Origin of the sequence: Citrobacter sp. Cpo065, assembly GCF_030332805.1 — a bacterium.
Classification (GTDB): domain Bacteria; phylum Pseudomonadota; class Gammaproteobacteria; order Enterobacterales; family Enterobacteriaceae; genus Citrobacter; species Citrobacter portucalensis.
The window spans coordinates 511,853-530,211 of record NZ_JAOWHC010000031.1 but is presented as its reverse complement, the minus strand read 5'-3'; the positions used below and the strand labels follow the sequence as shown (position 1 = coordinate 530,211).

Annotated in this window: 21 protein-coding genes and 1 pseudogene; 3 read left to right on the top strand and 19 right to left on the bottom strand. The window is 50.7% G+C overall.

Annotated features, from left to right (window positions below; genetic code table 11):
• The first annotated feature begins 330 nt into the window (after window positions 1-330).
• Window positions 331-1,260, top strand: a complete 930-nt coding sequence (locus tag OGY68_RS13670) for a LysR substrate-binding domain-containing protein (protein WP_003825551.1) — start codon at window positions 331-333, stop codon at window positions 1,258-1,260.
• 42 nt (window positions 1,261-1,302) lie between these two features.
• On the opposite strand, the gene OGY68_RS13665 is transcribed toward OGY68_RS13670, so the two are convergent.
• From OGY68_RS13665 to pgaA, 6 genes are all read right to left on the bottom strand, one after another.
• Window positions 1,303-1,575: a GNAT family N-acetyltransferase gene (locus OGY68_RS13665; protein ID WP_003033869.1), complete on the bottom strand. Its 273-nt coding sequence runs from the start codon at window positions 1,573-1,575 to the stop codon at window positions 1,303-1,305.
• Between the two features lie 11 nt (window positions 1,576-1,586).
• On the bottom strand, window positions 1,587-1,817 hold the full coding sequence (gene yjdI, locus OGY68_RS13660; RefSeq protein ID WP_003825544.1) for a 4Fe-4S mono-cluster protein YjdI: 231 nt from the start codon (window positions 1,815-1,817) through the stop codon (window positions 1,587-1,589).
• 82 nt (window positions 1,818-1,899) lie between these two features.
• The gene (gene pgaD, locus OGY68_RS13655) at window positions 1,900-2,406 is read right to left on the bottom strand and encodes a poly-beta-1,6-N-acetyl-D-glucosamine biosynthesis protein PgaD (protein ID WP_003825542.1); all 507 of its coding nucleotides are present in this window, start codon (window positions 2,404-2,406) and stop codon (window positions 1,900-1,902) included.
• On the bottom strand, window positions 2,403-3,737 hold the full coding sequence (gene pgaC, locus OGY68_RS13650) for a poly-beta-1,6-N-acetyl-D-glucosamine synthase (RefSeq protein WP_003033859.1): 1,335 nt from the start codon (window positions 3,735-3,737) through the stop codon (window positions 2,403-2,405). Before pgaC ends, pgaD begins: the two co-directional genes overlap by 4 nt.
• A complete protein-coding gene (gene pgaB / locus OGY68_RS13645; protein WP_048215612.1) occupies window positions 3,734-5,755 on the bottom strand; it encodes a poly-beta-1,6-N-acetyl-D-glucosamine N-deacetylase PgaB in 2,022 nt (673 codons plus the stop codon). The genes pgaC and pgaB overlap by 4 nt, the downstream gene beginning before the upstream one ends.
• Before the next feature lie 9 nt (window positions 5,756-5,764).
• The gene (pgaA, locus tag OGY68_RS13640; RefSeq protein ID WP_057067439.1) at window positions 5,765-8,227 is read right to left on the bottom strand and encodes a poly-beta-1,6 N-acetyl-D-glucosamine export porin PgaA; all 2,463 of its coding nucleotides are present in this window, start codon (window positions 8,225-8,227) and stop codon (window positions 5,765-5,767) included.
• 816 nt (window positions 8,228-9,043) lie between these two features.
• On the opposite strand from pgaA, the gene OGY68_RS13635 reads away from it, so the two are divergent.
• Complete coding sequence (locus OGY68_RS13635) at window positions 9,044-9,580, top strand: GNAT family N-acetyltransferase (protein WP_057067440.1); 537 nt, start codon at window positions 9,044-9,046, stop codon at window positions 9,578-9,580.
• Between the two features lie 242 nt (window positions 9,581-9,822).
• Here the strand turns inward: OGY68_RS13635 and OGY68_RS13630 are convergent, their stop codons facing one another.
• From OGY68_RS13630 to OGY68_RS13570, 13 genes and pseudogenes are all read right to left on the bottom strand, one after another.
• Window positions 9,823-10,146, bottom strand: coding sequence for a TA system toxin CbtA family protein (locus OGY68_RS13630; RefSeq protein WP_057067441.1), 324 nt, complete (start codon window positions 10,144-10,146; stop codon window positions 9,823-9,825).
• Between the two features lie 20 nt (window positions 10,147-10,166).
• Window positions 10,167-10,484, bottom strand: coding sequence for a type IV toxin-antitoxin system YeeU family antitoxin (locus OGY68_RS13625; RefSeq protein ID WP_057067442.1), 318 nt, complete (start codon window positions 10,482-10,484; stop codon window positions 10,167-10,169).
• An 18-nt stretch (window positions 10,485-10,502) separates the two neighbouring features.
• On the bottom strand, window positions 10,503-10,724 hold the full coding sequence (locus OGY68_RS13620; RefSeq protein ID WP_071941310.1) for a DUF987 domain-containing protein: 222 nt from the start codon (window positions 10,722-10,724) through the stop codon (window positions 10,503-10,505).
• An 8-nt stretch (window positions 10,725-10,732) separates the two neighbouring features.
• A complete protein-coding gene (radC, locus tag OGY68_RS13615; RefSeq protein WP_057067443.1) occupies window positions 10,733-11,209 on the bottom strand; it encodes a RadC family protein in 477 nt (158 codons plus the stop codon).
• Window positions 11,210-11,224: 15 nt separating this feature from the next.
• Entirely contained in the window at window positions 11,225-11,683 is a 459-nt protein-coding gene (locus OGY68_RS13610; RefSeq protein WP_057067444.1) for an antirestriction protein, read from the bottom strand.
• 85 nt (window positions 11,684-11,768) lie between these two features.
• Window positions 11,769-12,005, bottom strand: a pseudogene (locus OGY68_RS13605) (DUF905 domain-containing protein).
• 78 nt (window positions 12,006-12,083) lie between these two features.
• Window positions 12,084-12,494 carry a hypothetical protein gene (locus OGY68_RS13600; protein WP_057067445.1) on the bottom strand — a complete coding sequence of 137 codons (411 nt, stop codon included), beginning with the start codon at window positions 12,492-12,494 and terminating at the stop codon, window positions 12,084-12,086.
• Between the two features lie 66 nt (window positions 12,495-12,560).
• Window positions 12,561-12,998 carry a hypothetical protein gene (locus tag OGY68_RS13595; RefSeq protein WP_047028252.1) on the bottom strand — a complete coding sequence of 146 codons (438 nt, stop codon included), beginning with the start codon at window positions 12,996-12,998 and terminating at the stop codon, window positions 12,561-12,563.
• A 41-nt stretch (window positions 12,999-13,039) separates the two neighbouring features.
• Window positions 13,040-13,576 (bottom strand): DUF4339 domain-containing protein, encoded by a 537-nt coding sequence (locus OGY68_RS13590; protein WP_057067446.1) that lies wholly within the window; start codon window positions 13,574-13,576, stop codon window positions 13,040-13,042.
• Between the two features lie 25 nt (window positions 13,577-13,601).
• Entirely contained in the window at window positions 13,602-14,309 is a 708-nt protein-coding gene (locus tag OGY68_RS13585) for a DeoR family transcriptional regulator (protein ID WP_057067447.1), read from the bottom strand.
• Window positions 14,310-14,517: 208 nt separating this feature from the next.
• On the bottom strand, window positions 14,518-15,342 hold the full coding sequence (locus OGY68_RS13580) for a DUF932 domain-containing protein (protein ID WP_057067448.1): 825 nt from the start codon (window positions 15,340-15,342) through the stop codon (window positions 14,518-14,520).
• A gap of 94 nt (window positions 15,343-15,436) precedes the next feature.
• The gene (locus OGY68_RS13575; RefSeq protein WP_057067449.1) at window positions 15,437-16,300 is read right to left on the bottom strand and encodes a GTPase family protein; all 864 of its coding nucleotides are present in this window, start codon (window positions 16,298-16,300) and stop codon (window positions 15,437-15,439) included.
• A 98-nt stretch (window positions 16,301-16,398) separates the two neighbouring features.
• A complete protein-coding gene (locus OGY68_RS13570; protein ID WP_239693034.1) occupies window positions 16,399-17,310 on the bottom strand; it encodes a hypothetical protein in 912 nt (303 codons plus the stop codon).
• 436 nt (window positions 17,311-17,746) lie between these two features.
• Here OGY68_RS13570 and OGY68_RS13565 point away from each other — a divergent pair, with 436 nt between their 5' ends.
• A complete protein-coding gene (locus OGY68_RS13565) occupies window positions 17,747-18,328 on the top strand; it encodes a YagK/YfjJ domain-containing protein (protein WP_057067451.1) in 582 nt (193 codons plus the stop codon).
• The last annotated feature ends 31 nt before the right edge of the window (window positions 18,329-18,359 follow it).

Here is an 18,359-nt window from a genome sequence, read left to right as displayed (position 1 = left end):
GAGTGCAGAGAATAACATCCGCTTAAATTTCATTCATCGTTAGCGCATCGATTATTGAATCAATTTTAACAATGAGAGCAAAACGTGCTGTAGTGCAATCTTTCCCTTATGGCTGGGGCCCTTATAGCCACTAATCAGTAGTCCGGAAAATCAGGCGGTATGCTGCACGGATAGCGGCCTGCAATTAAAATACAGAAGTGTGATTGCCTTCAAATCAAATGTAAAACTAGTGTTAAATTCTGTTCAAAACTGATTGCTCTGTATAAGGATTACAAATACATTCAACAATCATCGTGTTGCGGATGCGCATTGTCGCCGGAGGGGAGAAAGATGAATTCAATATTTACCGAGGAAAACCTACTGGCATTTACGATGGCTGCCCGCTATAGCAGTTTCAGCAAGGCAGCGGAGGAGCTTGGCTTAACCACATCGGCAATTAGTTACACCATTAAGCGCATGGAAATGGGTCTCGACGTGGTGCTGTTTACCCGCAGTACTCGCAGCATTGAGCTGACCGAGTCCGGGCGTTACCTGTTTCGCAAGGCGACCGACCTGCTCAACGATTTCCACGCCATCAAGCGCAGCATTGATACCATCGCTCAGGGAATTGAGGCTCGGGTGCGCATCTGCATTAACCAGCTGTTGTATACCCCTCAACATACGGCGAGGCTGCTGCAGGTACTCAAGAAACAGTTTCCAACCTGCCAGATAACCGTCACTACAGAGGTGTATAACGGCGTCTGGGATTCGATCATCAATAACCTGGCCAATATCGCCATTGGCGCGCCCGATACATTACTGGACGGCGGCGGAATTGATTACACCGAGATCGGCGCGATCCGTTGGTCGTTCGCTATTGCCCCGGATCATCCGCTGGCGTTTATGCCTGAACCCATTTCTGAGAGCCAACTGCGCCTGTACCCGAACATCATGGTGGAAGACACCGCACATACCATCAATAAGAAGGTCGGCTGGCTGTTACACGGACAGGAGTCGATTCTGGTTCCCGATTTTAATACCAAGTGCCAGTGCCAGATCCTGGGGGAGGGTATCGGTTTTCTGCCAGACTATATGGTGCGCGAGGCGATGGAAAAGTCATTGCTGGTGACACGGCAGATCCACAACCCACGTCAGGATTCACGAATGCTATTGGCAACCCAGCACTCGGCAACCGGTCGTGTCACTCAGTGGATTAAAAAAGAGTTTGGCCCACAAGGGATACTGACGGGGATTTATCAGGATTTACTGCATCGGGCGTGATGCACCGGATGGCTGTTATACCTTCCGGTGCATATAAGATAATCAGGCGCGGATATCGTCGTACTCGCGGGTTTTATCAAATTCATGTTTGGCAAACGGGCACAGCGGAATCACTTTGCGGTTTTCAGCGCGCATCTTCTCTACCACTTTCGCCACCAGCTGTTTGCCGACGCCCTGACCTTTCAGGCTGGGATCGACATCGGTATGTTCAATGATGCTCAGATGCTCGCCCGTCGGCACGAAAACAATCTCGGCAACCTGGTTGCCCTCAGCATCATTGACATAAAACTTGTTATGGCCTGCAAGAATTTCCATGCTTCCCTCACTCATTTTTGGCGATATTTCAGCGCACCGCTCGGACAGGTATCGATGACCTTGATGACCGTGGCAACGTCCACTTCATCCGGAATAATCCACGGTTTACGTTTCAGGTTAAACAGCTTCGCGCTTCCCCGCACGCAATTGCCCGAATGCTGACACATCGCCGTGTTGAAGTAGACGTCAATCTTCTCGCCGGTATAGGCCCGGTAACCTGCATCCAGTAGTTCCTTATCCACGACATTGCCTCGCATTTTTTTATTGTCTGGGTCTAATCATAGACCTATGCGAGGCTGAAGGAAGCGGCTGAAAGCAGAAATATCATTCAGGCTTTTTCTGTATCGACGGCTGCGGCTCTGGCGGCAAATACTCCAGCATCGCAGGCGTCGGCGGCGGGAGGCGGTTATCGGCAATATCCCTGTCCACATCGATATGACTGATTTCGCCATTCTCATGATGGTGGACCGTCAGCACCCTCGCCTTGTTCAGTTCCGTAACCAGCTCCCGGGTAATACGCAAACTTTCTGCCAGCTCATGGTCTTCAAGCCCGGGTCTGCGACTGCGGCGTTCGACCCGAAAACGAAACTGGTTGTACTTCGCCCAGCCAATCAGCACCAGGCCGTTGACCAGGGCGACAAGGATATAAAACGTGACCGTATCCAGCGTGGTGAAAAAGGGTCGCACACCCATATACGGTGAATGCGCCAGGGCTGTGATCAGCCCTTTATAGATCAAATAGATAAATCCAACCCATGCGATGGCCGTCAACAACACATCGATGATGCGCGGCAGCAAACGCCGCTCCGTGAAGATCAGTGGCTGGTTCATGATTCAATCCTCCCAATACCGCGGTCAGGACTCACCCAACGCGCTCTGCCACGTTTGCGTTTGAGCATCACTTTCGGGAACGCGACCAGCGTGGTGAACAGGCTTAGCATCCAGTACACCACCGGGAACCAGATAATCCAGAACAACGAGGCGCCAATGCCTTTTTCATAGCGTCGTTCAATCATCAGGCTCACCGCAAACTGCAACAAGCACACCACGCCGAGGATAAGCCCGGTAAAGGCTGGCGGGAACAGATGCTGTACATACAGCGAGTCCGGCATCGGGATCATCAGCCCTAACAGGAACAGCACGATACTGATCGCATAGGCAAACGACCAGGCGGTAGAAAAACAGAACTCAAGAAACAGCGGCCACATGCGACGGAACTCCCACGACCACAGACGACGCATGTTAACGATAAACACCTCTGCACCACCCTGCGCCCAGCGCAAACGCTGCTTCCATAGCCCTTTTAATGTTTCAGGCATCAGGATCCAGCACAGTGCGCGCGGCTCAAAGAATACCGACCAGTGGCGCAATTGCAGCTTCCAGCTGATATCGATATCTTCGGTGATCATGTCCGGGCTCCAGTAACCGACCTCGGCCAACGCGCGACGACGAAACGCCGCAACTACGCCGGAAACGGTAAAGATCTGCCCATAGACTCGCTGAGTACGCTTAATTAAGCCGATAATGGAAGAGAACTCACCGACCTGAACACGACCAATTAACGTAGAGCGGGTTCGAATACGCGGGTTCCCCGTCACTGCACCAACGCGCGGGAACTGGATCAGCGGAGCCACAATATAGGCAACGGCATCACGATCCAGTAACGCATCGCCATCAATGCACACCAGGTAATCACTGCGCGCAGCGGCTGCACCGGTCTTGAGCGCCAGCGCTTTACCCTGGTTTTCAGCAAGATGAATAACCCGCAGGCTGGGGTATTCCACTGCCAGTTGTTCCAGCACGTCGTGAGTGTCATCCGTCGAACCATCGTTGATGGCGATCACTTCGATATTCTTATATCGCTGTGCCAGTGCTGCCTCAATGGTTTCACGCGCATTGATCCCTTCGTTAAAACAGGGGATCAGAATGGACACCAGTGGATTCCCCGGCAGGGTCGGTGGTGGCGTGTCATCTCCCCATTTCCAGTGACGTTCACGGTAAAACCAGAAATAGACCCCGCCGCTTATCCACAAAGCAGACATGAACAAAGGCCAGAAGAAGACGAAGTTCAACATCACTTCACCTGTAAAGATGACAGCCACGCCAAACGGCAGGCTGAACATCAGGCAAAGTATCAGGAAAGCAATAATGCGATCGGTCATTTTTGCGGATACCAGTATGAGGAGAACGTCGAGCGAATCTCTGACATCTCAGGTTTGTCGCTGATGAAATCATCCGGGTAATAGCCGTAGTTACCTGCACCGCTTAATTTCAGCTGGCGCATCCATTCGGCTATTTGTTTTCCGCTGATTTCAGCCTGATCCCCGGATTTACGCCAGTCTCGTGCCTGCAGTTCAAACACGGTTTTATCCAGCGCCCCAGGGGTTTGTGCAACGGCATTCACCAGTCGGTCAAGCCATGCGTTGGCATCATTGGCCGGGATCTGTTCCATGAATGGCATCGCCATCGGCGCCGTCCAGTCATAGGTATTGAGGAAATCATTCAGGTTTTGTGCAAACCAGGCTTCACTTTCAGGCTCCAGTACCGGCATGGCGTAAATATTGCGCGCAGTTTGCACCTGTGGACCGCGAATATTACGCACCGTCCGGGTCAGCTGTTTGGTGAAGTCAATCAGCATCTTACTTTTCAGGCGAGTCCAGCGCTCGAACGCCTGAGGATTATTACGTATTTGCTCGATACTGCCCGGAAGCCCTGCGGCACGGTAGGCGGCTAACGCCTCCGGTGACGCATCTTCAAAATCCGTCAGGAAAGCATCGTCATGGAACAAAATACCTTTGAAGCTGGCGTGCTTCGCCAGGTCTTCATAGATTTCAGTGATGCGTTTGCGCGCTTCGCTGTCCCAGGGCGAGAGACGAACATAGTTCTCGTGATTGATAGCAGTGCGTCCCGTTTTCGGATCCCATGCGGTTACGCGTGGAATGGACGCGTCGAGATCGAAAGCCAGAACCGGCATCCAGGCATACACCGTCACCCCTGCCCGCGTTTGTAACTGCCAGGAGATATAGTTAAAGAGATCGGCACGCATCGGCAGCCAGCGGTTGGGGAAATAGAGTTCGCGAATATTCCCGTCGCCCTGCGGATCGGCGTACGCCTGCAGGAAGACATGAGAAATACGCATGTCATAAACGCGCTGGATCAGCTTATCGATATTTCGCTTCTGCTGAGCAGGGTCTTTGTCATACACGTAATCCAGATCGACATGCATCACGCGCATCGTCTGTGGTTCACGGACCTGAGCGACCTGACTGGCAAAGCGCTTAAGGGATGGGTTATCAGAAATCAGCACGCGCGGAATATCATCGAGAAACGCGGCATTTGCCAACCCTTCATTAAGCGTAAAGGCCATCTTATAGCCATGCTCTTTGGCCAGGTTTAACGTTGTACCGTTGGCTGCGCCGTAAGGCCATACCCACGCGCGCGGCGATTTGCCGGTCACCGCTTTGATCTTGTTAGTGATCAGAGAGATATCCGTGTTTATACGTCGCGTGTACTGTTCGTCCGTTTCGTAAGTGCCGGTTTTCTTATCATACAGGCGGTTCGCCACAGCGGGCTCTTTACTCCCCTGCGGGTTGGCCTCAGCGCCAAAGTGCGAGTTCCAGGTGTGCGCACCGACTTCTACCAACGGCGACTTGCCCATTTCTTCGACCATTTTCCAGGTGGCGAATTTGTCTCGCGCGGTCATTAAGCCGCCAAAATCGACTTTTTTGTTGGCTGGCGCATCAACCCAACTGCCTACTGGTGCCCAGAGTGCAGGCCAGTTGTAGGCTTTCAGCAATGGCCAGACGCGGGTATAAAAACTGCTATATCCGTCGTCAAAGGTGAGTAATACCGCTTTTTCCGGCAGTACAATTTTACCGTCATGGGCGTCCAGAATTTGCTGCACGCTGATCGGCTGATAGCCATTATCACGCAGCCAGGCCATTTGGTCGCTCAACGCGCTGGTACGCACAGAGAGGTAGCGCTGGTCGGCTGCACCATCCTCCACATCATGGTAGCCGAGCACCAGAAAGCTATTTTTCGGCCACGGATGATCCGCCGTCAGCGGTGTTCTCTCTGCGGGAGGAACATAGCGAGGCGTTGTATTGTGCGCGCTGCTGCACGCGGTAATCATCAACCAGCCAGCGATTAATGCGCTAAGCCACAGGCATCTTTTCAGCATGAACAATCCTTAAAACCTGACATTTAAATCGAAAGCGAGGGAGATATTCCGCTCACGTTTACCGTCATAGGGGCGTTTATCCCAAATCAGCATCACCCCGCCATCTACGACGTTGTTCCATTTAAGCCGTTGGCCGTATCCCACCTGGACGATAGCACCTGCATCTTCACCTTGCTGCCAGTAGCCACCTACGCCTGCCAGGCCTTGCTGCGTCCAGACGGTATCATAGTGGCGGTAAAGAACCTGCTCCGCGCTCAAGCCAGGGACAACGGAAAAATCACTCTTCGGGTTGTAATACGGCACATTCTCTTTGGTGTTGGTGCTCCCGCCGATACCCGGCGTAAAGTCCAGCGTGAAGCGCGGCGTGGTCCACATGCGCTCTTTTCCGCTGAGTCCATATTCGATGCGATCGTTACCGTCCGAGAAATGTGATGCGGCAAACGACAGTTGATATTCACGTCGTTCGTTTTGATACCAGCGAACAAACATATCGCCGCCGTTGGCATACACGCCACTACGCAGCGCGCGCAACGGGGTATTGCGAGAGAGGCGTTCGGCCGACCCACCAACGCGCCAGTTGTCATTAAAGTCATGCCAGCCGGATAGACGCCCGCCAATCTTCTGACCATCGCCATAATTTCGGCCTGACACTTCCATTTCCGCCCAGTAATCACGGGAAGTCCATTCTGCCCCCGCCGCCAGATCGCGGCTGATGCCCTTCCCTTCCTCAAATTCACCGGTAGCAAAGTTGAATCCGGTAAACAGTCGCCAGTTGTCATTAATCGGCGGACTGTAAATAGCCGTGTTGATGTTGAAGTCATTCTTACCGCTGACCGGGCTATCGGACGAGATCCCCTGCGTTCCGCTAATGCGCACTTCCGACATTTTGTGGACATCACGAATACGCGCGAGGCGTAGCGTCGCTTCATCATCCGGGCTACGGGCAATAACGTCATCCGTCAGTTCATCTGCCTGTTTCCACTCCTGAAGATCCAGTGCAACGTAAGCCTGCTGACGTTCCAGCTCTAGGTTGCTTGGTTCAATGACTTCCGCCAGCTTAAGCTCTTTCTCCGCCGCATGCGGCAATCCACGCGCTTCAAGCACAGAGGCATAGGAAATGCGCAATCCCTGGTTACCAGAGCCTGTTCGTGCCAGATGCTCTGCGAGCTTTTCTGCCTCTGGCAGTTCATTGGCAGCGATATGATATTGCGTCAGTAGAGACTGTCCGAGCAGCCAGTTATCGTTAGGCTGCGGCGTTGGCGAGCCATAGATACGCCGCAGATACGGACTCTCTTTGATCAAATCATCGACTTGTTTTTTGGCAGCATCGAAGTTTTCATTATCAATGTGCGCGTAGAACAGATCTTGTTGATCCTCAGGACTGAGCGGCGTCACCGGGATAGGTCCATTCGGGTAGTAGATGCTCGCCAGCATCGCTTCGGTTTTTTCCGGCTGACGTTCGCTTAACCATGCTGATGCCACCCAGCGTTTTGCATAGTTTGGTACTTCGCCGCTTGCAGAAAGGGACTCATACTCATCAATCACTTCGGCAGTACGCTTACGCACCAACAAGGCACCCATACGGTCAATTCTCGCCCGACGGACATCATTCTGCGCAGACGGCTCATCTTTCCAGGCCGCCAGCAACTGGTCATAACGGGCCAGCGCTTTATCGGCCACGATAAACCGTTCTTCTTCATTACGTGCGGACGTATAGGAGGAGCGTACCATTTCAGCCGCCGCATCAAGCTCAAGACGGCGCTTCACTGGATCAGCCGTGGGAACGACCTCAGCCATATTTAAAGCGGGTCCGGAAACGCGGTTCGCCGACAGCGCAGATAGCAGCGTGGATTTTGCATTTTTGTTGCCTGGATCAACATCATCCGCCTGGCTGGCAACCAACAGTGCATCCCAGTTTTTCCCCTGAGAATGATATACGTAGGCAAGCAGTGCGTCGGAGTCTGCGCCCGGATGCGCCTGCGCCCATTTATTCGCTTCAGTAAGGGCTTGTTGGTTGTAGCGCGCATCCGCCAACGTCATTATCCAGCCGGTGCGTACATCCACGTTATCAGGCTCTTCCTGTAAAACGCTTTCCCACACCGCCAATGAATCATTCCAGTTTTTCTGGTTACGGTACGCACGTGCAGCGGCGACTTTGCCGCGCGCAGGCACATCCATCTGCCCACGATACCGCTGCCAGATTTGAATGGTTGTTTTATCGTTGTTCTCAACCCAACCAGAAACTTGCAGCCAGTCGGCAACCTGATTTGGCGTTAGCGCACTTTTCTTTCCCTGATCCTCAAGGTAGCGCAATAGTGGCGCACTATTCCCCCCCCGCGCTTCAATAACCAAAGCATCATAATCTGATACCGCAGCAGAGATTTGCATAGGGAAAAGAATGCTTGCCGTAAATAAACAGCTTACAGACTTAAAACGTTTAATGAAGTTGGCATGTCGACGCATACTGAACATATCTGCCCTTATATCTTACATCAGAGTAAAAATAAGCGTTTTCAATAAGTTACGGTCAATCCATGACAGTTGCCGACCATGTAAGATGCACTGCCGCTTATTTCGTAATAGGGTTATGAAGCAATTAATTCTTTCGTCTTATTGACTACCCGCACCGCGTCCTCTAATCGTTGGACAGGAGGCATAAACTCGGGAATTTTATCACTCCATGTAGTTCGTGGCTACGCAATAAGAAAAGTCTTAGGCAAAAAAGTATTTTAGACTAAATAATCCTAATACTCTTGGGATTGAATTCTGGATTTAAACAAAGTATGCCCGGTGACATCATGTGACGATGCTTACTATTGCTGGTTAGCATAGCTACACCGCGCAACTGTTTGCATGGTAACTATTTTGAGAGGTGAATAGAGAAAAATCTGATAATAGGCTCTCTGCTAACAACAAAATATAACTTAATTTTTAGGGCTCAAACAGGACCAATGAAATGAAAATAAGGGTACAGGCGCAAGAAGAATTAGATACAGTAACAATGCGTTGAAATCAAACAACTTTATTTATCATTTTTCGAAACCTACCATAATTGGTATTTGGAAACTCAATCAAATACATGCGTGAATAATTGTGTATTACTCTACCTGTTAATATATTTACCAACCTTGCGTACTATTGACAATATCAACCACAATCAATTATTTCCCCTTACAATATGCAAGCCTATTTGCATTACAAGCAACTGATAGAAGCATAATTTTTTGCACTTACCTTCCCCTCAGTCTTTCAGGTAATCTGGGCAAAGACGCCAATGGGAGCCGGTCAATGAAAATCGTTAACGCAGAAGAAAAGCACATCCCCGCCATACGCGATATCTATGCACATCATGTTCTTCACGGTACCGGCAGCTTTGAAACCGACCCGCCGGATGCACACGAGATGCTTGCTCGTCTGGAAAAAATCCGCAGCCTCGGGCTGCCGTGGGTCGTCGCTCTGCAGGAAGATAAGGTCATCGGGTATTGCTACCTCACCCGCTACCGCGAGCGTTATGCCTACCGCTATACCCTTGAGGATTCGATTTATATTGCTCCAACGGCTCAGCGTCAGGGTGTAGGAAAAGCCTTACTGCGTCATGTGATTGGCTGGGCTGAAGCACAGGGTTATCGGCAACTGATTGCCATCGTCGGCGACAGCAATAATCAGGGATCGTTAAAAGTCCATCAGCAGGCCGGATTTACGCAAATCGGCACACTGAAAAACATTGGCTTCAAACATGGGCTATGGCTCGACACGGTATTGCTACAACGTAATCTGGGTGAAGGTAACAGCACGCTACCACCGGATTCCGGTGTCGCTATCTAACGTTTTTAAGGATTAACTACAGGGAGAGAATTTTGGAGCGGGGCGAAGGGATTAGAACAAACCAATCAATGACTTGAAAAATATAGAATTTCCAAGTTATATCTTAACTTATACCCCCAAAGATACCCCCAAAGCACAGAGGCTTTGAATTCAAGTAATTACCTTTGTCGATAAATCAGCAGGAAGCGAGATGATAGCAAATGGCAGGCATACTCGAAAGCAGCGACACCAGTAGCATCAGACTAATTACGATTTAATAAACCCAGATCGCGGCGGGCCCTCATGATATCAATATTCGTGAGATATGGCGTTTGTTCTTGCCAGCTAAACCCTCTGCGATCGATACGAACCAGTTCGTACTTTTCCACTAGAAAGTTAATGGCATTAGCGAGAGTGATACCGGCATCGATATGTTCCTTTATAACGGTTTCATCACTGAACGGCGTATCGTTCAGGGTCAGACCATAGTGTTTTTCCAGCAGGCGTGTCAGTAACATTTGCCAGACAGCCACTGGCGACAGACATAGCTTCGCCGCCTGCGGAGTTGTTGCAGGTAGAGTTTTCATATTTGCTCTCGTGAAATTAGTTAGCGGTGAGTGGGATAAACAGCGATGTATACGTAGCCGCAACTGCCAAGGGTGTCGGCTTTGCAGGTAAAACCGTTGTGGTAAAGGGTGACGCAGTGGGCATGGCGAGGATTCATTTCACCCGTGGTCAGCATGGATTCCATCCGGCTGATAAAATGCGGGAAAGTTTCATCCAGCTTCCGGCATTCGGCGTCACTGAATTTACCGGTGATGCTGGCCCGGTCAGCTAAATAATGCAGCCGGCTCCCCTCCTGCACCAAACGTGCTCCCAGGCGCGGCGTGATATCCCGCTGCAGGCCCCATGTAATGTTGCTCATTTATAACCTACTTTATTGTCAGCTCAGGGTAATACTCATCAGGCAGGCATAAGGCCCGTTGCGATCCTGGCAGCGTTCGGCGTACACAGCCAGGACTCCAGTGATATCCGGAACGTCCCTGCCAGTGTAATGACAAACGCTACCGTGCCACTGATATTTTCCGGTGCAGTAACGAAAGATTCGGGACTCAGGATGCTGACGGTATATCGTCATTGCCCGGCGTTTACTGATAATTTTCATGTAATACCTCACAGCAGACCGTGTTCTGCGAACGAGTAGACTTGCCTGCCACCAACAATCAGATGGTCAGGTACGCGGATATCCACCAATTGAAGTGTCTGTACCAGCCGCTGCGTGAGGGCTTTATCAGCATGGCTGGGCGTTGTCTCGCCGGAAGGATGGTTATGCGCCAGTATCACCGCCGCCGCATTGAAATACAGGGCACGTTTGACCACTTCCCGGGGATGGACCTCGGTGCGGTTAATCGTGCCGCTAAAGAGCGTCTCATGGGCAATAAGCTGATTCTGGTTGTCCAGATACAACACCCGGAACTCTTCCCGCTCAAGCGCGGCCATATGCAGTCGCAGCCATTCACGTACGGCGTGGGTGGAGGTGAAGGCTACCCCGGGCTCATGCAGATGCCGGTCCAGAATCCTGAGGGCGCGCTGGATGAGACGCCGGTCCTGTGGCGTTATCTCGCCGGGTAAAAAGGAAAGCTGTTTCATTCGTTGTACCTCCGGTCAGTCGATGATGCGCAGAATGGCGTAAGCTTCAGGATGCTGCAGGGCATAGTCCCGCAGGCGATAATAGTGTGCGTTCATTGCGTCACATTCTGTACGACAGGCGTGATGGCTGTATTCAATCAGGCAAACAGCGATACCTGCGGCTTCTGCGCTCATTTCCGCACCATTGCCGTTCATGCCGTTGAGCAGATGCCATTTATCGTCACTGTCAGCATCAGGAGCCATAAACGCGCCGCCATTACTGAGCGTGTAAAAGGACCAGATACCGCCGTTGTACTCATCACAGAAGCGGTCCATCCAGGCGAAAATACGGGGTTCCAGCGTTATCCACTGCGGGATAGCGCCAAAGTGCAGTGGCCAGAAATCGAGACGCTGTTCGTCAAGTACTGGTGTTGCAGTAAGGGCAAATTGAGGTTCATTAGCGGGTACCAATTCGCATTGAGTTTGTGTCGTCATGGATACTCTCCGTCAATAAAAACGCCAGCAACGATGGCTGGCGTATGGGAAATAAAGGACATACAGGGATGATGAATGGGTGTGGTCAGGAGGAGGATGCTCTGAGGATGCCTGACTTGCGGATATAACGGTTAAGCCCTTCACCGGCATCCGGTTCAAAGCATCACGCCCGCCAGATCATTCGACCTTCAGAGTCACGAACCACCAGGCGGAAGTGTGTGCCCTGGTCGTCTTCAATGCTGATGTTGCGATACCTGCGGGTAACCGCTTCGGCCTGCTGTCGGGTAAAAGGTCCCGGTGGCAGCATGTGAGATTCAGGCATTCGATGTACCTTAAAAGCAAAAACCCCTGACGCTGCCGCGTCAGGGGTTGTGGGTGTATGCAGGTGTGGGGGTGATAATCAGTAACCGGTTTGTACCTTATACAGCCGCAGGGTTTTGCTGCCCCGGACAATTTTCACATACAGGGCATTATCTTTCGTGCCGCGTAGAAAACTGGCCTGCACATCGCCCATACAGTCACCACCGTCGTAAGGAATGTTGACACCTGTCTGGCGCACCAGATCGATAACCCCGAAGCTTAGGTCCTCACAGGCCGGGCCCGGCAGGTCCTGAATCAGGGCAAATTTATGGTCGTCGCTGACACCGGTCAGTGAGCACATGGAGGTGTTAATATCGTTACCCTGGCACCAGTACTCCTGGCCGGGATTGTCTTTATCCATCAGACTTGCCGGAAGTTGAGCGGCACCGGCACTGAATGCAGCAAGTGACAGAATGAGGGCGGGTACAGCAGAGGTCATTATTTTCAGCATGGTTTTCTTCCTGAATTAATCCAGCCCGCTGTCGGGCAAAATGAAGGAGGTTGATATCGGGGGTTATCAGAAGCGCCGGTAGCGAAACAGCTCTTTGCCCTGGTAAAGTGCTACCAGGTCGTCATATTCAGGCTTCTTCTGGTTGGGCTTAAAGGTCACTACCGTACCCGGACGGCACAGGTCTTTTACGGTGAGACCGAATTTCTTGTCCGGAGTAATGGTGAATCCCTTCGACACATCGTTGTGCATGATAGTTATCCAGCCCCACAGGCCGCCTTCGCAGTCTTTAAAGGGTGCGGAACGCACCGTGACCATCCCGCCCAGGCGGTCAACAGACATGGCTTCGCATTTTCCAGTAACCTGACGATGCGCATCGCACCAGAAAATGTTCCCGTTGTTGTCATTAACTACAGCAGGTAGGGTCCGGTTATAAGGCTGAGCCTGAGCGCCCGCACAGAGCAGAAGGCTGCCGGTAATACCCAGTACTTTAATCAGTGTTTTCATTATGTTGGTCCTTAACAGAGAAAGAATCAGGTAGCGGTCATTCAGGCCCAGACGGTCAGGCCCAGCATCAAAAGCCATACCCAGAAGTAAGCCGGTTTCTGACCGAGAGTTTTCGCCCGCCGCCACAGATAGAACGGCACCAGCCAGGCCAGTTTGCCGAACGTGGTGGTGTCCACTCCGGCCTTACGCAGGCGTCGTTCATCGAGATACCCCAGAGCAATATTGAGCAGCAGCGTGATAAACCAGTACTGCCCACCCGAGACGGCATCATATGCCTCGTCAAATGACATCCCGTTCAGCCCTGCAGTCCACAACTCCAGCGCGTAGCCAATGAAGGGAGCAAATGCCAGCGTCCACACAACGCCACCCGGAATGCGGTTCCCCGGCAGCGCTGGTGGTATGGTGCTCCGGAGCAGCGCCGAAGCCAGCGGAGTAGCGGAGACCGGCTGCCACTCTGCCATTCCCTGTCGCCACACCAGAGTGGATGCAGTCAGCTCACCGCGCATAATCAGGCTGGTGATGTCGTCTTCGGTCACATTGTCGTGACGTATGCCATTTTTCTCGTAATGCCAGGTCATTGTTTTTCCTTCTTAACAGAGGTAATTAAATCAGTGTGTTGCCCGGCTCCTCATAGGGCCCAGGAGACAGGACTTCACGGATACAGCTGAAGTGCGGAAGGGCCCGGATAAAGCCCGCCTGTGTGGTTAACTGGCTGAGACGTTTTAGCGGGGTGAACGTTGTATTGAGGACTGTCACCGCATGGATGGTCGCCAGTGGATGCACGGTGATATACCCGTTAAGTTCACCAGTGAGGTACCAGCAGCCGTCGAGTGATATCAGGCGGTACGGGGCCAGCCCGTCACAGCGCTCTCCCTCGGCCAGCAGCAGTACCCGCTGGCAGGCGGTAATGGCACTGACAAGACGGTAGAAGACCAGTGAGCTGGCCGGTGACACAGACTGTGGCGGCTGCCATACCAGACACGGCATCCCTCCTGCAGTGAGCAGCATGCCCGCCAGACGCCGGTCCAACCCCGGAAAAATATCGGCCAGTCCGGCCCGGTGCGCGAATGTCAGCGCATCGAGCTCCCCCTGTACGCCCCCACCGGTGCTGCGCAGGCGGCATTGCCCCCGTCGATACTCGAGGTCAAGGTACATCAGCCGTTCACGAAAATCCCGTCGCAGAGTACGGACTGACACTCCAAACTCTGCAGCAAGCCGCGTCATGTTCAGCGTTTCACCGGCAACCAGGCGGCTGATTATCAGTGACAGCCTGACAGCCAGCCGGTCATGACGGCGCTCTGCCTGTGTCATCTTGAATCTCCGTAATAGTTAACTGACTGAATATGAAATGATTCTAAAGAAGGGGACGGACAGGGTATGGACATGGAATGAACTATTTTTTATCTGCCTCCGGAAGCAGGCCCGACGCGGCACACCGTGAAATGCGGTGATAAAACACTCAATCCAATGAGGGGGAAACGGACAGGGAGTGTCCTTTGTTAACATGGCGATAACACTCTCAGGACTGAAACCCACTCAGCATAGCTTCCGCCATCACCCAGAGAGCCCGGTTGAGCTTCACATCTCCGTCGATACCACGCACGGCGCGGGTATGTGTTCGCCCGCCTTTTGCACTCCGTCCACTGAGCCCGCCCTTAATCAGGTTCTCCTGAATACGCTGGTATGTGGTCCACAGATCATTGCTCTCATCCTGCCAACGGCGTGAGGAGAGTATCTGAGGTGCTGTCACCGGCTGGTGGTCCTCACCAAAACGGTACGTCAGTGCAGCCTGTGCCAGAGCCTGTTGTGCAGGTGGCGGTAGCATCAGCGACTGCATGGCATCCCGCTTCTCTTCCACACGGTCAAAAATACCCAGCACTTCATACGCCCCCTCAATCACCTGACTCACGACATCTCCTTTGTGCGGCACCCGCACCTCGCCAAACGACTCACCGCAGACGAGTCCGTTCTGGCACACCGCACGAAATAATCCCGGCAGCATCTGATACGAGCTGGTGCCATCATGGGAGTTGAGCAGAATAATTTCCGGGACCTGCTTGCCGGTAATTTGCCCCTCCCTACGCAGGCGCAGCATGTGCTTTGTATGCTCACGACGCCCAGGGTCACGAACACGGGTCTGGCAGGCAAAGAAAGGCTGAAAGCCTTCACGCTGTAGATTTTCAAGAACGGTAATGGTTGGTATCCAGGTATACCGTGCGCTGCGTGACGCATGCTTCTCCTCGCTGAAGACACTGGGCACCACACGAAACAGCTCTTCGTGGGTTAACGGACGGTCACGACGGATAAGATTTGCTGCGCCAAAGCGCGAAGCCAGACGGGTCATAAGCAGACTCCTCATGATGGAAAATTAAATACAAAAAGCCCCGCCGCAAAATCGCGGCAGGGCTCAGGAAACTACGGGTTAGAAGGGTTAATGTTCAGAAGAAGAAATTCCAGACTGCACGGGCGACTGATACGACGATGTCGCGCACAGACTGGATGACTGCCCGAACCTGGGCCGGTATCAGGGGCAGGGAACTTACTGTATCCAGTACCGAGCCGACCGTTTCACCAAAATCGTCACGGGCTTTTTTATTAACGGCATCGGTACGAAGTGGCGCACTGAGCTGTACCGCCACCGGACTACTGGCCTCCCGTGGCAGGCAACGGATCATCCGCTCAGCCATCATCCGCAGCCCCCACTGCAAACGTATCGACACCGCACAGACAGGGTTTACAGGTTGGAACAACTCATGCAGCAGACAGATTTTGCGGCTGATATTTCGTTTCTGCTCTGTAGACAGCTTTTCACCACCGCAGGCGGGTTCAACCTTGTCGGACTGGCTGATAACAAACAACACCTTATGCCGGTATGCTTCACCAATCACCTGCCGGTAAAAATGTTCATCTACGGCCAGCGCCCGATCATCACCCTTAATCAACCACAGAACCAGATCCAGTTGGGGGAGTTGTTTACGGTAAAGCGCGACATATTCAGCATCCCGCAGTTTGGACTCCCCAACACCAGGCAGGTCCATAATTGTCATAAAGCGTTTGCCTAACTGCAGGCGAAACCGCAATGGTTTTCGAGTACAGGAAGCTACATCACTGACCGGCGAAACCTCACCGGAAAATAGGGCATTGCACAGAGATGACTTACCTGCCCCTGTTTTGCCCATAATGCCTATCACAGGCTCATAGTGAGTAAGCTGGTTTATTTGTTGCAGAATACGCTCTGATGCCCACTGCGGCAGAACGGAAAGCGACTGCTGAAACGGCTGCAAACCTTCAGATTTGTTCATCACTAATCCTCTGAAATGAAAAACAAAAACGGCATAACCATGGGTTTCTGCCGTTAATGGGGTATGTTCAGAGTAATGATATATATCTGTGATCTTTTTTAATTTTCCCAACTTTTCAGTTTAGCTTTTGCGTATGCATCATTGATCAGCATCTCAATCAATTCATTGATTTTCATTTCATTTTTACTGGCCAAATAATCAAGCTGTCGCTTACTGCCTTTGCTAATATAGGTATTGAGAACCTTTTTGTTTGCAACACCATCTCTGAACTTTTTCTGACTCCATGCTTTTTTTATTTTTATAATAAACAACTCAACTTCAGGATCGGACTTATTTCCAACCCATTGATCAAAGATTGAATGAATTTTCAGATTCATATTCTTTTCAAACCAAAAATCCACGTTACCATTAATCATTTTATTCTTATCGAAGTAAGACATCACCCACTGGTAATCTGCCAGGCATTTAGCATCATGTCTAGTTGATGAGAACCAGAACGGATTGCTAAATTTTTCCTGGATACGGAGCCATGACCTTTTCAAACGTTCCAGGTTGGAACGGATATGGTTAAAGCTTGATACACGACATTGATAGTCGATCAAAAGAATTAACCCCTCATAATTTACGCCCCCCTTATCAGAACCAAGGCTCCATTCAGGCAAATCGATATCAAGAAGAGAGGGATTGTTATTGTTGGCATATAGTTTATATTCAGCATGAATATAATTAGCAACAAATGACAATGAACGTTCACAATCAATCCACTCAAGTTCACTAAAAGGTATTAACTTACCCTCAACCTCTCGCTTACTCTTTTCAAAGAAATCCTCCGCATCCCAATATTTAACCATTTCTTTTTTATTAATATAGTTAACGCAAGACTCTTTGAAAAGAGTGGCATTATCTACTCTTTCCACTAATTCACGAGACTCATCAACATGCATTAGTGCAGAGTGAAAAATATCCCGAAAAAGCCATAAATTTACTCTTTTTGTCCAGAGTCGGGTCACTAGTTTTTCTGTACTCATCAGAACCTCAAACGTAACAACAATCGTAAAAAAAGACGTAGCACTCTACGTAGTATACTACGTTCTTATTTTGATTGTCATAAGCCTCTCCACCTGCATTTCTTGCCTTGATTTCAAGGCATATCTGAGAAATTTTGACGTAAGTCATATAGAGCGTTTCACGGAAATACTGAAAATTGGCTCTGCTCTCACCTAAGACAGTCAAGGATAGCAGGCTATATGAATGTGAAAACTGTAGAAAAATGGAGGCGTCTATCAGGTTAAAACATAATTAAGGTTAATTGGTATTATAGAAAGCAGATCTCAATCTAACATCCCAACCTAGGGATGATAGATATCCGTCATAAGTGATTGAACCCTGCTTGACAGAAAAAACAGATGCACTAGTTCCTTTGAATGCATCCAAAGGAACAGAGCAATGCAAAGACATTACCCACATTTAAAGAAAATCATCCCTAACGACTTCCTGCTGAATTTGATTAATCACCATCTCAATCAGATCCTGGCATGTCACGCCAAGATACTGGCGTTTCGAATGGATTTTGATTATCAGCGGGGTAGTAATCGATTCATTCGTAACTCCTCGATAGAAATACAGGATGACCTCAGAGAGCTTACTCAGACAATGATTAGCCTTCCTGGCGTTATCGGTAGCTTCTGGGTACTGGAATGGACATTAGAAGGGGCAGTTCATGCCCATGCTATTTTTTATCTTAATGGCCGGGAACATCAGAAATCATTCCCATTCATTTTAAAGGCAGGGGAACTGTGGCATCAAATTACCTATGGCGAGGGAAAGTACCAGCGATGCAAACCAAAGGAATATCATCAGGACAACATTAACAATGTTGTTGAATATCACAATAACGAAGCCATAAACAGTCTCAGACGTATAGCCAGTTATCTAACAAAAGAAGACCAAAAATATGGTTATCTAATTTGGGGATGTAATGAGGTTCCTTCGCCTGCAAGGCAGGGTAGACCAAGAAAGTTTAGTTAGTTTTTAACAGCAGCACCGGTTGCTATGCCGG